This window comes from Caballeronia sp. LjRoot29, from assembly GCF_964252755.1.
Classification (GTDB): Bacteria; Pseudomonadota; Gammaproteobacteria; order Burkholderiales; family Burkholderiaceae; genus Caballeronia.
On the sequence record NZ_CAXUPU020000017.1, the window covers coordinates 41462 to 56605 of the forward strand.

General features: G+C 58.2%; 11 protein-coding genes. 3 read left to right on the top strand and 8 right to left on the bottom strand.

Going from position 1 to position 15144, the window contains the following annotated elements:
- Positions 1 to 122 precede the first annotated feature (122 nt).
- The gene (locus tag ACSQ83_RS19175) at positions 123 to 1508 is read left to right on the top strand and encodes a DHA2 family efflux MFS transporter permease subunit (protein ID WP_436229222.1); all 1386 of its coding nucleotides are present in this window, start codon (positions 123 to 125) and stop codon (positions 1506 to 1508) included.
- Between the two features lie 69 nt (positions 1509 to 1577).
- On the top strand, positions 1578 to 2582 hold the full coding sequence (locus tag ACSQ83_RS19180; protein ID WP_436229223.1) for an aldo/keto reductase: 1005 nt from the start codon (positions 1578 to 1580) through the stop codon (positions 2580 to 2582).
- Between the two features lie 11 nt (positions 2583 to 2593).
- Here ACSQ83_RS19180 and ACSQ83_RS19185 read toward each other — a convergent pair whose 3' ends face one another.
- The 3 genes from ACSQ83_RS19185 to ACSQ83_RS19195 form a co-directional block, all read right to left on the bottom strand.
- The gene (locus ACSQ83_RS19185; RefSeq protein ID WP_436229224.1) at positions 2594 to 3253 is read right to left on the bottom strand and encodes an NAD-dependent epimerase/dehydratase family protein; all 660 of its coding nucleotides are present in this window, start codon (positions 3251 to 3253) and stop codon (positions 2594 to 2596) included.
- A complete protein-coding gene (locus ACSQ83_RS19190) occupies positions 3250 to 4179 on the bottom strand; it encodes an SDR family oxidoreductase (RefSeq protein ID WP_436229225.1) in 930 nt (309 codons plus the stop codon). The genes ACSQ83_RS19185 and ACSQ83_RS19190 overlap by 4 nt, the downstream gene beginning before the upstream one ends.
- Before the next feature lie 95 nt (positions 4180 to 4274).
- Positions 4275 to 4859 (bottom strand): TetR/AcrR family transcriptional regulator, encoded by a 585-nt coding sequence (locus ACSQ83_RS19195; RefSeq protein ID WP_436229226.1) that lies wholly within the window; start codon positions 4857 to 4859, stop codon positions 4275 to 4277.
- A gap of 233 nt (positions 4860 to 5092) precedes the next feature.
- On the opposite strand from ACSQ83_RS19195, the gene ACSQ83_RS19200 reads away from it, so the two are divergent.
- Positions 5093 to 6160 (top strand): AI-2E family transporter, encoded by a 1068-nt coding sequence (locus ACSQ83_RS19200; protein ID WP_436229297.1) that lies wholly within the window; start codon positions 5093 to 5095, stop codon positions 6158 to 6160.
- 80 nt (positions 6161 to 6240) lie between these two features.
- Here the strand turns inward: ACSQ83_RS19200 and ACSQ83_RS19205 are convergent, their stop codons facing one another.
- From ACSQ83_RS19205 to ACSQ83_RS19225, 5 genes are all read right to left on the bottom strand, one after another.
- Positions 6241 to 7761 (bottom strand): SpoVR family protein, encoded by a 1521-nt coding sequence (locus ACSQ83_RS19205; protein WP_436229227.1) that lies wholly within the window; start codon positions 7759 to 7761, stop codon positions 6241 to 6243.
- Positions 7762 to 7889: 128 nt separating this feature from the next.
- Complete coding sequence (locus ACSQ83_RS19210; protein ID WP_299704364.1) at positions 7890 to 9155, bottom strand: YeaH/YhbH family protein; 1266 nt, start codon at positions 9153 to 9155, stop codon at positions 7890 to 7892.
- 268 nt (positions 9156 to 9423) lie between these two features.
- Complete coding sequence (locus ACSQ83_RS19215) at positions 9424 to 11346, bottom strand: PrkA family serine protein kinase (protein WP_299704361.1); 1923 nt, start codon at positions 11344 to 11346, stop codon at positions 9424 to 9426.
- Positions 11347 to 12119: 773 nt separating this feature from the next.
- Entirely contained in the window at positions 12120 to 12881 is a 762-nt protein-coding gene (locus tag ACSQ83_RS19220; RefSeq protein ID WP_436229228.1) for a 2-keto-4-pentenoate hydratase, read from the bottom strand.
- Between the two features lie 399 nt (positions 12882 to 13280).
- A complete protein-coding gene (locus ACSQ83_RS19225; protein WP_436229229.1) occupies positions 13281 to 15062 on the bottom strand; it encodes a methyl-accepting chemotaxis protein in 1782 nt (593 codons plus the stop codon).
- Positions 15063 to 15144 lie beyond the last annotated feature (82 nt).

Below are 15144 nucleotides of genomic sequence, written 5' to 3' on the forward strand. Positions count from 1 at the left end.
TTGTGATCGCTTTTCTCGATGATAGTCAACGCGGCCAGCGGGGTTCCCGATTACCAATTGGCGCCTTAAAATCGTCATATCGCGCGAACCCCACGCGACATACATGGTTTCCGCTGTAATCGATGACTTCTAAAAACTCCCACACGGCGCTCTTGTGGATCGTGGCGGTCGGCTTTTTCATGCAAGCGCTCGACACGACCATCGTCAACACTGCCCTGCCCTCCATTGCGCACAGCCTCCACGCGCAACCGCTCGCGATGCAGCCAATCGTGGTCGCGTACACGCTGACCATGGCGCTCCTCACGCCCGCATCCGGCTGGCTCGCCGACCGCTTCGGCACTCGCCGCGTCTACTTCGTCGCCATCCTGTTATTTGTCATCGGCTCAATGTGCTGCGCCCACGCGCAGTCACTGAATCAACTGATCATGGCGCGTGTGATCCAGGGAATCGGCGGCTCCATGCTGCTGCCGATCGGCCGGCTCGCCGTGCTGCGCAGCGTGACGGGCGATGCGTACGTTTCCGCGCTGGCGGTCATTTCAATTGCGGGCCAGGTAGGCCCGATCCTCGGACCGACGCTCGGCGGATGGTTCGTCGAATCATTCACATGGCACTGGATTTTCCTGATCAACGTGCCCATCGGCGCAGTGGGATTGTTTGCCGTGCACCGCTTTCTTCCCAACGATGCCATCACCGAGGCCGCGCCTTTTGACTTTATCGGCTGCGCGTTGCTGTCACTTTGCATGGTCGCGTTTTCAATGGCGCTCGACAGCCCCGCGCAAACCCACAAACTGCTGGTATCGGGCGGACTGTTCGTGTTGTCCGCGGTCGCGGCGCTTGCTTACGTTCCCTACGCCAAACGCCGGCGCGATCCGCTCTTCAAACTGTCCTTGTTCAGCGAACCGAACTTCAGCGTGGGCTTGATCGGCAACTTGTTATGCCGGATCGGATCGAGCGCGGTGCCGTTCCTCCTGCCGTTGCTGATGCAACTGCAACTCGGTTATACGCCGCTGCATTCGGGCTTGATGATGTTGCCCGCCGCGTTCGCCGGCACGGTTGCGAAGGGCTGGATTTCGCCGCTGGTGAAGCGTTATGGCTACGATAATTTCCTGCTGTGGAACACCATTCTGGTCGGGGCGTCGATAGTCGGCTTCGCTTCATTTTCGGTGAGCACGCCGCTTGCCATCGAGATCGCGATCCTCGCCGTATTCGGTGCATGCAATTCCATGCAGTTCGCCGCGATGAACAGCGTCACACTAAAGGGCCTGTCGATCAAGGACGCCGGCAGCGGCAACAGCCTCTTTTCGATGGTGCAGATGCTGGCCATTGGCCTCGGGGTGTCGATTGGCGGTGGCCTGGTGTCGGTATTTTCAGCGGACCTCGGCTCGGCGGCGCTCGCGTTTCGAATCGCGTTTGTCTGCGTGGGCCTCGTGACGCTGGCATCGGCTATTGTGTTCCGCTTCCTAGACGCCGTGCCTCCGCGCGCGGCGCCGCAGGCCGCAACCTTGTAGGCGCACGCATGCAGGCGCGCGCCTGAACGTTTAAGCTGAAGCACACTCAACACGCCCAAGGAGTTCGCCATGCAGTATCGTAGATTTGGCCGTACCGGCCTGAACGTCTCGCGTTTGTGCCTTGGCACAATGACCTTCGGTTTGCAGACTGAAGAGGATGTATCGCGCAGCATCCTGGATCGTGCGGCTGAAGCGGGTGTCAATTTTATCGACACCGCCGACGTCTATCCGCTCGGCAGCACGGAAGACGTGGCCGGGCGTACGGAGGAGATAGTCGGGCGCTGGCTGAAAGACACTCCCACGCGCCGCAGCCAGTTCATCCTGGCCACGAAAGCGGTCGGCAAGATGGGACCTGCGGCGTGGGACCAGGGCGCGTCGCGCAAGCATTTGCTGGACGCTATCGATGCATCGCTCAAACGGCTCAATACCGATTACGTCGACCTTTACCAACTGCATTCCGACGATCAAAACACGCCGCTCGATGAAACCCTGGAAGCGCTCGACACCATCGTGCGCCAAGGCAAGGCGCGTTACGTGGGAGTATCGAATTTCCTGGCGTACCGGCTCGCCACTGCGCTGGGCCGCTCGGATTTCTTGCGCGTGGCGCGCTTCGTTTCCGTCCAGCCGCGATACAACCTGCTGTTCCGGCAGATCGAGCGTGAATTGCTGCCGCTTGCCACCGATGAGCATCTCGCCGTGATCCCGTACAACCCGCTCGCGGGCGGTTTGCTGACAGGAAAACATAAGCACGATGCCGCACCATCAGAAGGCCGTTTTACGGCGATGGTCGGCAAAGCCGGCGCGACGTATCAACAGCGTTATTGGCATGAGCGCGAGTTTGAAACCATCGAAAAGTTGAAGAAGATTGTTGGCGCTACCGGTGAGTCGTTGACGAAGACGTCGGTGGCGTGGGTGCTGGCGAACCCGGCGATTACATCGGCGATTATTGGTGCGAGCCGGCCCGACCAGCTCACGGATACGCTGGCTGCAGTGGATCTTGTGCTGAACGACGAACTCAAGGCGCAGCTGGACGACGCGACGGTGGAGTACCGCTGGGGCGATGCCGCGCGGTAAGTAGTTCGCCGCTAGTACCTTGTAATGTCCCGCGTCTCCAGCACGCGGGACGCGCCACCTTCTTTGGCGACGGCGATCATCGCGCGGCCTAACTGGCTGGTCGTCGTTATCGCGTTCGGAAATGCGCGCCGCATAAGCGGAAACACGGGGCGCAGCAAAGAAATCGCCATCTGATATACAGCCGTCTTCGAGCGAATGCCGTCCATCGGCTGGATCATCCCGGGACGATACATATACGCAGCCTTGAACGGCATGCGTAGCAGCGCGTTTTCCGTGCGGCCTTTGACGCGCGCCCACATGCTGCGTCCGCGCTCGGTTGTATCCGTGCCTGCTCCCGTCACATACGAAAACGTCATGCCTGGATTGAGACGCGACAAGGTCTTGCCGACGGCGAACGTCAGATCGAAGGTGAGATGTGTGTAGTTGGCCTCGCTCATCCTGAACGACGACACGCCCAGGCAGAAAAAGCACGCATCGAAACCGCTGAGTTGCGATTCAGTCGAGGTGGGATCGAAGAGATCCTTATGCACGATCTCGGTGAGCTTTGGGTCCTGCTGACCCGCCGCATTGCGTCCCACCGTGACCACTCGTTCGATATCCTTATCAAGCAGGCATTCGCGCAATACGCCTTGCCCGACCATTCCTGTCGCGCCAAAAATAAGCACTTTCATGATTTTCCCGGCCAGGACGCGCCTGTCAGTTTCACCGATACATCCCACAGTTTAGCGGCAACCGCGGTGTCCTTTGCCTGGGGAGAGATGCGTGCCTCGGCGGGCGCGCCGGTCATCTCCTGGAAACCCTTTGGACCGTAATAAGCGGCTGGCTGTGCCTCGGGTGAGGTGGCGGCCAGCAGCGTGGGCAACGCGCCTTCTGCCGCGCTATGGCTCAGGAACGGCATCATCGCGCGGCTGAGCATTGCTAATACGCCCGCATTGCCCGGCCCGTTTGCAATGAGATCCGTCCGTGCAAAACCCGGATGTGCCGCGTTGCTCATGAGGCCCCAGCCGCTTGCGTCGCTGCGGCGTTGCAATTCCAGTGCAAACATCAGCATGGCGAGCTTGGACTGTTCGTATGCCGGCCACGCTTTATACGCGCGCTCGCCTTGCAGGTTATCGAAAGCAATTTTTCCTCGCCGATGCGCAATGCTGCTCAGGTTCACCACGCGCGGCGCGGCGCTCTTCTGCAACAAGGGCAGCAATTGCGCGGTCAGCGCGAAGTGACCGAGATAGTTGGTGCCGAACTGACGCTCGAAGCCATCGGTGGTTGTTTCGTGCTTGGGCAACATCATCACGCCGGCGTTGTTCACGAGCAGATCAATCGCCGAGCCTTGGTCAAGCAGGTGTTGCGTCGCTTTAGAGATCGACGCGAGGCTTGCGAGATCGATGGCTTCAAAACGGATTTGGGCATTCGGTACTTCGCGGCGAATGCGTTCAAGCGCGATTCGCCCTTTCGCGTCGCTGCGCCCGGTCAGTATCACTTCGGCGCCGGCCCGGGCCAGTTCAAGCGATGTCTCGTAACCTAACCCGCCGGTCGCGCCAGTCACCAACGCGCGTTTGCCCGATTGCGAGGGAATGTTGGCCGTGGTCCATGTGCTCATGTGCTCGTCCTCCAAGTGTTTTTGCGTGAGTAATCAGTCATTAAAACGGGCAAAAAAACGAACGACGAAATGTGCCCGCTTGATCCATCCGTCATTCAACTACGTGCGTTACGGGCGATACCGTTCCAGAACACGTCGAATCCAATCTTCCGGTACCGACCGGCATCTGCCGGACAAACCGTCATGAAGGCCATGGTGGTTTCGGCCATCGACTTCATGCTGGCCGCAATAAACGCGACCGGATAATCCTCCAACACGCCTGTATCGATACTGTGTTGTGCAAGCGCCTCAATCTCGGCAAACGGTTCATAACCGACTGCCTTCGACTCTTCAGTGACCGTATCCGCCACCGATAACTGATCGAGCACATTCAGGCGCTGCGGATTGGCGACACCCCAGTCCACGAATGCGTCCCACAGATATTCCAACCGGTCGCGCACCGGTCCCGTGCGCGGAAACCGGGTCATCAGGGCGTCGGCGAGATCAAGCTTGATCGAGCGGTATAGCGCGTTCACCAGCTCGTCCTTCGTGCGGAAGTACGTGAACAAAGTGCCTTCCGCGACGCCAGCCTGCTTCGAAATGGCCGATGTCGGCGCAGCCGCCAGCCCGCGCTGGGCAAAAACCTGTTCCGCGGCGAGCAGCAGCGCGTTGTGTTTGTCGTCGCTTTTGGGTCGGGCCATCTTGCTTGATCGAATCAATGTGATTAATGAGTGAATACTCAATTATACTTTTTTTGAGATGAGAGGTGGGCAGCAGCAGGCACCTGGCCCTTGGCGCTAAAAAATAAGCTTACAAAACCGGCGAGATGGACCAAAACTTGCTCATGCTAGCATCCGGCAATTGCATCAGTCAGGGTGACCAGGCGTTGAAACTCGCGCTCATTGCCTGGACTCCGTTTCACTTCAGGGATCTCATGAATAACAGCACGGTTCATCAAAACTTCTTCCACCTCTTGCTGTTCGTGGTCACGGTCGCGCTCTGCTGGATCTTGCTGCCGTTCTTTGGCGCGATCTTCTGGGGAACGATTCTCGCCATCCTGTTCCAGCCGTTGCAGCGTTATCTCGCCGCGAAATTCGGCAAGCGGCGCAATCTGGCGGCGTTCGCCACGCTGGGTTTGACGATCGTGATCGTGATCCTGCCGCTCAGCTTCGTCGCGGCCACGCTCGTCCAGGAAATCGGTCTCGCATACGCCCAGGTCAAGGCGGGTCAGCCCAATTTCACGACCTACTTCCAGCAGGCCATTCACGCGCTGCCGAACTCGGTGCAGACACTGCTTGGCCGTTTTGGTCTCACCGATATCCCGAGCATTCAACAACGCCTGACCAGCGGCGCGGCTGCGATCAGCCAGTTCGTGGCTTCGCAGGCGTTGAGCATTGGCCAGAACACGTTCCAGTTCGTGATCAGCTTCGGCGTGATGCTGTATCTCGTGTTTTTCCTGCTACGCGATGGTGGCGAGATCGGCCGGCGTATTCGCCGCGCCCTGCCCCTGGACGATGAACCGAAGCAGCACCTGATCGCCAAGTTCACCACGGTCGTCCGTGCAACGGTGAAGGGCAATATCGCCGTGGCGGCCGTTCAGGGTTTTCTCGGCGGCATGATCTTCATGTTCCTGGGTATCCAGGGCTCCCTGCTGTGGGGTGTGCTCATGGCGTTTCTGTCGCTGTTGCCCGCCATTGGCGCTGCGCTGGTCTGGGCGCCGGCAGCCGCCTATTTCCTGCTTACCGGCGATATCTGGCGCGGCGTGATCTTGATCTTGTTCTGCGTGGTGGTGATCGGCTTGGTCGACAACGTGCTGCGCCCTATCCTGGTCGGCAAGGATACAAAGATGCCTGACTGGGTGGTCCTGATTTCCACGCTCGGCGGAATGGGATTGTTCGGGATCAACGGCTTCGTGATCGGACCGCTGATCGCCGCGCTGTTCATGGCAAGCTGGGATTTGTTCACGCAAGACGAAGAAGCCAGGAAAATCGATAAGGTTTAAGGTTTTCGTCCGGCTCAATAAAAAACCGGCTCGCTGAGTGAATCAGCTAGCCGGTTTTTTTATACCCTCAATAAACGAACTCAGCGTTTCTCCGCCCCGGTATATTTACAATCGAAGCGCTTTCTCACGGTTCCATTTTCATCGACGCTTTCAAGATACACGTCGAATTGCCACAGCCGCGCCATGTGCTTGAGAACCTCTTCGCTGTCATTGGTGAGGTGACGGTTATCGGTCATGAAATGGCGTAGCGTCAGGCTCCGATCGCCACGTGTATTCACCGAATACACCTGAATATTCGGCTCACGATGATGCATGTCGTACTGCCGCGACAAAGCCTGGCGAACGTAGCGGTACCCGCTGTCGTCGTGAATAGCCGACACTTCCAGCGAGTCGCGCATATCGTCGTCGAGAATCGAGAACAGACGCATTTCGCGAATCAGATGCGGCGACAAATACTGCGCAATAAAACTCTCGTCCTTGAAGTTGCGCATGGCGTAATGCAGCGCCTCAAGCCAGTCACTGCCGGCCAGCTCCGGAAACCATTCGCGGTCTTCATCGGTTGGGTGTTCACAGATGCGGCGAATATCGCTCATCATGGAGAAACCCAGCGCGTACGGATTGATACCGCTGTAATACTGCTTCGTCACCGGCGGTTGATAGACCACGTTGCTGTGCGAATGCAGGAACTCCATCATGAAACCATCTTCCAGACGGCCTTCCGCATACAGTGTGTTGAGCAGCGTGTAATGCCAGAACGTAGCCCATCCTTCATTCATGACTTGCGTCTGCCGCTGCGGATAAAAATACTGGCCGACCTTGCGGACAATGCGAATAACTTCCCGCTCCCACGGCTCGAGCAGCGGCGCATTTTTCTCCGCAAAATACAGCAGGTTTTCCTGCGGTTCCGGCGGATAACGGCTTTCAATTTCCTCGGTCGTCGTCGCCTTTTTGTTCGGCAGCGTGCGCCAGAGTTCATTCACCTGCGATTGCAAATACGCTTCACGTTCGCGCCGCGCGGCCATTTCCTTCGCCAGCGATAATTTCTGCGGCCGCTTATACCGGTCGACGCCGTAATTCATCAGCGCGTGACACGAGTCGAGCAGTTCCTCTACCCGGTCAATGCCATGACGCTCCTCGCATTCCGCAATGTAATTCTTCGCATAAACCAGGTAATCGACAATGGCATGCGCGTCCGTCCACAGCCGGAACAGGTAGTTGCCCTTGAAAAACGAGTTGTGCCCGTACGCCGCGTGCGCGATGACGAGCGCCTGCATCGTCATCGTGTTTTCTTCCATCAGGTACGCAATGCACGGATTCGAGTTGATGACGATCTCGTACGCGAGACCCATTTGCCCACGCCGATAACTCTTCTCGGTGGACAGGAAGTGCTTGCCGAACGACCAGTGCCGGTAGTTCACCGGCATGCCGACCGACGCGTACGCGTCCATCATTTGCTCGGCGCTGATGAGTTCGAGCTGGATCGGGTAGACGTCGAGCCCGTAACGCTGCGCGACACGGGCAATCTCGGTGTCGTATTCCTCGATCAGCTCGAAGGTCCAGTCCGATGGACACGGCAACGGCCTTTTTTCCGCCACGTTCATGGTGTCTCCTTCCGACGCCGGGCTTTTGCGAGGCTTCCTGGACTTTTGTGGCGCGCTGTCTTGTGCTTTCAGTTCTTCGCCAGGTTTGAGGTGATACCCACGTGCTTCGTTGTCCAAATGCCGTGTTGTCATGCAGCCGCCTGTTGTTTCTCAAACAATTCGCGAAAGACAGGATAAATATCCGCAGCCGATTCAACTTTCTTCATCGCGAGTTCAGGCGCGCTTTGTTTCAGATGAGCATATTCCACCCAGAGATTCTGCTCTTCAGGCGCCACCTGAATATAAGCAAAATAGCGCACCTTCGGCAAAATGTCCTCGGCGAGAAGCTTGCGGCACTTCGGCGAATCGTCAGTCCAGTTGTCGCCGTCCGACGCCTGCGCACCGTAGATATTCCACTCCGTGGGTGAATACCGTTCATCCATGATCTTCTTCATCAACTCGAGCGCGCTCGACACGACCGTGCCGCCGCTCTCGGTCGAATGAAAGAAAGTCTCTTCGTCCACTTCCTCGGCGCGCGTGTGATGCCGGATGAAAACGACTTCAATCTTTTCGTAATTCCGGTTAAGGAACAGATACAGAAGAATGAAGAACCGCTTCGACAGATCCTTGCGCTGCTCGTCCATGGACCCGGACACGTCCATCAGACAGAACATCACGGCCTTGCTGGAAGGCGTGGGCTGCTTGGTCCGGTTGACATACCGCAAGTCGAACGGGTCGATGAAAGGAATGCGCGTGATGCGCCCTTTCATGATCACGATATCGGCTTCCAGCCGCGCGATTTCCTCGGGATCGCCTTTCTCGTCCAGGAGCACTTCCAACTGACGCTCCATCTCGTGCAACTGACGCGATAACGGCGACCCGAGCGCGATCCGCCGTCCGAGCGCACTGCGCAGCGAACGGACGACATCGATATTGTTTGGCGTTCCTTCAGCCGAAAAGCCCGCCCGAACATTCTTCCATGTGGGCACGGCGGCTAATTGAGTTTTGACGAGACGCGGAAGCTCGAGGTCATCGAAGAAATACTGCATGAACTCTTCACGCGACAATTCAAACACGAAGTCGTCCTGCCCTTCGCCCTCGTTGCTCGCGGTCTTGCCACCGCCACCGCCGCCGCCATTCGGGCGCGCGATCTTGTCGCCACGAATGTATTCGGCATTACCCGGATGCACGAGCTCGCGCTTTCCGCCAGGGCCATGCCGGAACGACGGTTCGGCAATGTCCTTCTTCGGAATCGTGATGCTTTGCGTGCTCTGGATGTCTTTGATGCTTCGATCCCGAACGGCATCCGACACCGCCCGGCGAATATAGTTTTTGACACGACGCAAAAAGCGTTCGCGGTTGGCAATGCTCTTGTTCTTACCGGCTAACCTGCGGTCGATGATTTGATGCAGCACATCCAGTCTCCCGCGTAATTGGCGAGGAAGCGAAGCGCTGGCGGTCTGAACCGCACGCGGCGGCGCAAGACCGTAAGGCACTCGCCAAGATGTTCGCGTCCGCTGCAAGAGGCCAGCATCACGCGAACGTATGACTATAAAACTGACAACACAACTACGATTCAATCACGTTTTACGGGGCTTCGCTGAGAACTCATTCATCTCCCTGTCGAAAATCATTAAAAACGATCAAAAAACGCACTTGCACAGACAGCATTACAACGACGCATCAGGACGACTTACGCACCCGCAGATACCAGTCGCAGAGCAGGCGAACTTGCTTCGGCGTGTAGCCCTTCGCGACCATGCGGTTGACGAAATCTTCATGCTTGCGTTGTTCTTCCGCCGATCCCTTGGCATTGAACGAGATCACCGGCAGAAGTTCTTCGGTATTCGAGAACATCTTCTTCTCGATCACGACGCGCAACTTCTCGTAGCTGATCCACGCCGGATTCTTGCCGCCATTCGCAGCCCGCGCCCGCAACACGAAGTTCACGATCTCGTTGCGGAAGTCCTTCGGGTTGCTGATGCCAGCCGGCTTCTCGATCTTCTCGAGTTCCGCATTCAGCGAAGCGCGGTCAAAACTTTCGCCGGTATCGTGATCACGGAATTCCTGGTCCTGGATCCAGAAATCAGCATAAGTCACATAACGGTCGAAGATGTTTTGTCCATACTCCGAATATGACTCGAGGTACGCGGTCTGGATCTCCTTGCCAATGAACTCGGCATACCGCGACGCCAGCACGTCCTTGATGAACGACAGGTACTTCTGCTCCGTTTCCGGTGGGAACTGCTCGCGTTCAATCTGCTGTTCCAGCACGTACATCAGGTGCACCGGATTGGCCGCGACTTCCGTGGAATCGAAGTTGAATACGCGAGAAAGAATCTTGAATGCGAACCGGGTGGAAACGCCGTTCATGCCTTCATCGACGCCCGCAAAATCGCGGTATTCCTGGAACGATTTTGCCTTCGGGTCCGTGTCCTTCAGGTTGTCACCGTCATAGACCTGCATCTTCGAAAAGAGGCTGGAATTTTCCGGCTCATGCAGGCGCGTGAGCACCGCCATTTGCGCCATCATCTTCAACGTACCCGGCGCGCAAACAGCGTTCGTCAACGAAGAATTACGCAGCAGCTTCTCGTAGATCTTCATCTCTTCGCTATAGCGCAGGCAGTACGGCACCTTGACCACGAAGATACGATCGAGCAGTGCTTCGTTGTTCTTGTTATTGCGGAACGTCTTCCATTCCGACTCGTTCGAGTGAGCCAGGACCACGCCGTCGAACGGAATTGCACCGAAACCTTCCGTGCCCTTGAAGTTGCCTTCCTGGGTCGCAGTCAGCAGCGGATGCAGCACCTTGATCGGCGCCTTGAACATTTCGACGAACTCGAGCAAGCCCTGGTTCGCGAGACACAAACCGCCGGAATAGCTGTATGCGTCAGCGTCGTCTTGCGAGAAGGTTTCGAGTTTGCGGATGTCCACCTTGCCAACGAGTGACGAGATGTCCTGATTGTTCTCATCACCCGGTTCGGTCTTGGCTATACCGATCTGGCGCAGGATGGAAGGATAACGGCGAACGATGCGGAACTTGCGGATGTCGCCATTGAATTCGTGAAGGCGCTTGACGGCCCACGGGCTCAGGATGCTCTTGAGATACCGGCGCGGAATGCCGTATTGCTCTTCGAGGATTGGGCCATCTTCGTCGTAGTCGAACAGCCCAAGGGGTGATTCGTTGACAGGTGAACCCTTGATTGCATAGAACGGAACACGCTCGGCGAGTTGCTTCAAACGTTCGGCAATAGATGACTTGCCACCGCCCACCGGCCCCAGCAAATAAAGAATCTGTTTCTTCTCTTCAAGACCCTGAGCAGCATGCCTGAAGTACGACACCACTTGCTCGATCACTTCCTCCATTCCGTAGAACTCACGGAATGCCGGATACACCTTGATGACCTTGTTTGCAAACACACGCGATAAGCGCGGGTCGGTGCGAGTGTCGACGGACTCCGGTTCCCCGATTGCCGACAACATCCGTTCGCCCGCTGTTGCATACGTTGCAGGATCGTCTTTGCAGAGCGCGAGATACTCTTCGAGCGAGAATTCCTCCTCGCGGGTTTTTTCGAAGCGGGTCGCGAAACTGCTGTAGATATCCATGCTACCTCCTCGCCGAAGTCAGAAAGCAATGTGTGCGCGGCGCGCCTAATCAGAACAACATCGCTTCAGTTCATCCTAAACCTATTCGAATTTTTTTTCATGCAAATGCGTTGTTGATTTGCTTCGAAGTATTCCTAGCTTGGTGGAATATTTTCGTTCACCTACAATCAGTGTCCCGACTCGCGAAACGTTCTCCGTATTGGCTGCATAGCCTTGCTGTACAAGCCCCGGACCCATGCGGCATGCTGGCAGCCTAACCCCCTGACTGCTGCTGCCGGCGCTCAAGCGTTGCCCGCATTTATGCATTGAGCGCTTATGGTGCTGACGCGTTGCAGATAAGTGGCTGATATGCCGCATGTGTCCTGTAACCATGGTGCGCCACGCTGAGTTATCCCTGTGTTGTCCCCCGCTCATCCACATGCTCGTCCACAAGTTATCCACCGGTTATCCCACACCGGTCATCCGATATACGCGCCGTAGTGCCGGAACGATGCAACGCGTAATGCGTTTTTTTGACATCAGCATCTCCAATGTCATTCGGCAGCAGGCTAATGAACAGACTCGAACGTTATGCGCCTCTCTTACTAAACGACGCGCACCCACATCCGTTGACCGCTTATACCCCGGCAATATCCCGCCTATATACCCGTTCGGCAATCAGGGATTTAGACTCGAAAAAAAAGCACTCGGATGAGTGCTTTTTTAGATGTAACAAGCGCGCATGAATGTTTTCCGCACGCGCGGTCACCGTGTCCTGCAATGCTGCAACTAAGTCAATCCAGCGTCAGTTCAATATCGCCGATCCGGTCCACCCGGCCGCTGATCACCCCTGGCCCGTCGACCCGTCGCGCGCCAGTGTACGAGCCGGTGGTGATGGTCCAGAACGGCTGGACCGTGTGTCCGTGAGCACTGCAATGGTTGACGAACCACACCAGCAGTTCCCGTGGATCGCCGGCCGGATTGCCGATGCTCGGCGGCACGATCGAAACGCCATCGACGGACAGTTCAAGCAGCGGGGAAAGAAAATCGAAGTTAGGCGCAATCACGTCGTACGGCTCCATCTTGCCGACCACCAATGCCCCGTTGTTCTGCGAATCGGCAAGTTGTGCCAGCGTCGCAAGGTTCGGCCATTGCGCGAAGCGGCTATCGACCACCTCCAGCGCCACGGCCATGCTGCCGATCGCCGCAAACACTTCGCTGCGGCTGTAAGGTTCTTCACGCGGCGGTAACGCGGTCGAAAAACGGAACGCGATCTCCAGCTCAATCAGCGCGCGGAAAAATGAGGCGTGCGCGATGCGTGCCGGCGAAGTGTGGACAAGTTCTGCATCGATGGGCGCCGTGTTCGCCAGTGCGCCGGGCGCGCGGGCACCGACTTTCCATGCGCCAATCCGCGCGCCGGAAAGGGTCAGAACTTCGTGCTGGATGGCGTACGCCGCTTCGGCGTCGGCGGGGATATCGACTGACTCGAGGTCTTCTATCTGCGTGCGCTGGCGGCGGGCCTGAACGAGCTGTGCGGCAAGGGTGGATCCGGTCATGGCAAGCGTCCTGTGGTGGTGATCGAAACGCGTTCTAATCCCGTGAAGGTTGAACGAAGTCCGCCCAGTGTACGGGGAAGTCGGCATGGATCGCGAGTTCGGGTCAGGTCAGCCGGAGTTTTCTGAGATGGCGATTGCTTGTTGAGTGCGTCGCGGCGTTGGCGGGTTCCTGGGTTGACGAAGGGTTATGGCGGAGCCTGGTGGGAACGCTTCGATTGGACCCCTCTTGAAACTCGCTTGCAGGGACATACGCGCGGGCCGCCCGGATTTCCTATAGGCCGCGCGTTATCAGTGGTGTTTAGGGGCGGTAGTGAAAGCCGGGGTTAATCCAGCGACCGAAATGCGCCCCGCAGATCAGGTTTGCGGAACGCATTCAACTCAATCGACCTTCTCAACCGATCAGAAGGTTTGCCAATCACCGGTAGCCGCAGCCGCAGCTGCCGCCGACACCGCAGCCGGCCGTGGTGCGATTGGCCGTGCCACCGCCGGACGCGCTGCAACAGGCGCCTTGGCAGAAGATGCCATCGCCATCGCCGGCGCCGCGCGCCGTGGCGCCCCCTGAACCGCCACGCGCGACTTTGCTGTTGCCGATGATCCCGGCCGCGCAGCAGCATGGCTGACACCCGCCCCGGCCGCGCTGTCGTCATCGAGTTGAAATACCGCCACGGCCTGGCGCAGCTTCGCCGCCTGATCTTCCAGCGATTGCGCCGCTGCCGCCGCCTCCTCGACCAGTGCCGCGTTCTGCTGCGTCACCTCGTCCATCTGCGTGACGGCGCGCGCGACTTGCTCAATGCCGCTGCTCTGCTCCTGCGAGGCCGCCGCGATCTCACCCATGATGTCGGTGACCCGCTGCACCGCGCCGATAATCTCGTTCATCGTGCGGCCGGCTTCATCGACCAGCGAGGTGCCCGATTGCACGCGCTCGACCGAGGTATCGATAAGACCCTTGATTTCCTTCGCCGCCGCCGATGAACGTTGCGCGAGATTGCGCACTTCGCCGGCGACGACCGCGAAACCGCGCCCTTCTTCGCCTGCGCGCGCCGCTTCCACGGCCGCGTTCAGCGCCAGGATATTGGTCTGGAACGCAATCCCTTCGATGATCGTAATGATGTCCGCGATCTTCGCCGAGCTCTGGTTGATATCGCCCATGGTGTCGACCACTTGCGCCACCACGCGGCTGCCCTTGTTCGCGATCTCCGACGCGTTGGCCGCCAGCGAACTGGCCTGCCGGGCGTTATCGGCGTTCTGCTTCACCGTGCCGGTCAATTCGTCCATGCTCGACGCCGTTTCCTGCAACGCCGACGCCTGCTCTTCCGTACGCGACGACAAGTCGATATTGCCCGCCGCGATCTCCTTGGTCGCCGTCGCGATGGATTCGGTGCCCGAGCGTACGCTGCGAACCGTGCCGACGAGACTTGCCTGCATCCGTGCAAGACCCTGCATCAGCAGACCCATTTCGTCGCGCGAGGTGGCAACGACCTTGCCGCGCAGATCGCCGGCAGCAATCGCTTCGAAGTGTTCGAGCGCGGCGTCCAGCGGCCGGCCGATCGCGCGGCGCAAGGCAATCCACGAAAACACGGCGGCGGCCAGCCCGGCCAAGATCGCGATCATGCTCAGCGTGCGGAAAGCCGACGCGGCCGATTGCGCTGCGTCATAGCCTTGCCTGGCGCCGTCGAACTGGAACTTGCGCAGCACATCGTTGGCCGTCGACAACTCGCCGTAAGCGACCTGCATGGCTTTGGCCGTTTCTACGATCCGCGCCTGGTCATTCGCCCTGACGGCGTCATAGCCGCTGTCGATCACCTTTTGCAGCGCGAGGCGTTTGGCGTTGGAGGTATCTGCCAGTTGCTTTTCGGTCGGGTCTTGCGGCAGCTCGGTGTACTTTTTCCAGTAATCGTTGGCGCGGCCGCGCATCATGCCGCCGCGTTCGATGGTCGACGCGACTTCCGGCGTGCCGGCCAGAAACGCTGCGCGGTCGAATATGAGCCGTTCACGGGCCGTATAAAGCTCCGCGTTGCTGACGGCGTTAGCGCTCGGCATCTGGTTCTCGAACGTGTCGCGATACGACCGGTTCGACTGCGTCATCCCATAGAGCCCCAATCCGCCGATTGCCACCAGAAGCAGTCCGAGGAATGCCATCGTCAGACCGAGACGCGCCTTGATCGTTAAACTCATATTCATGATTTTCCCCGGAGCTGCTGATAAAAATGTCGGCCCGGCGTGGTTCTGGAATCGCCATTAAGAGCGGGGCCAGATTCGCCTG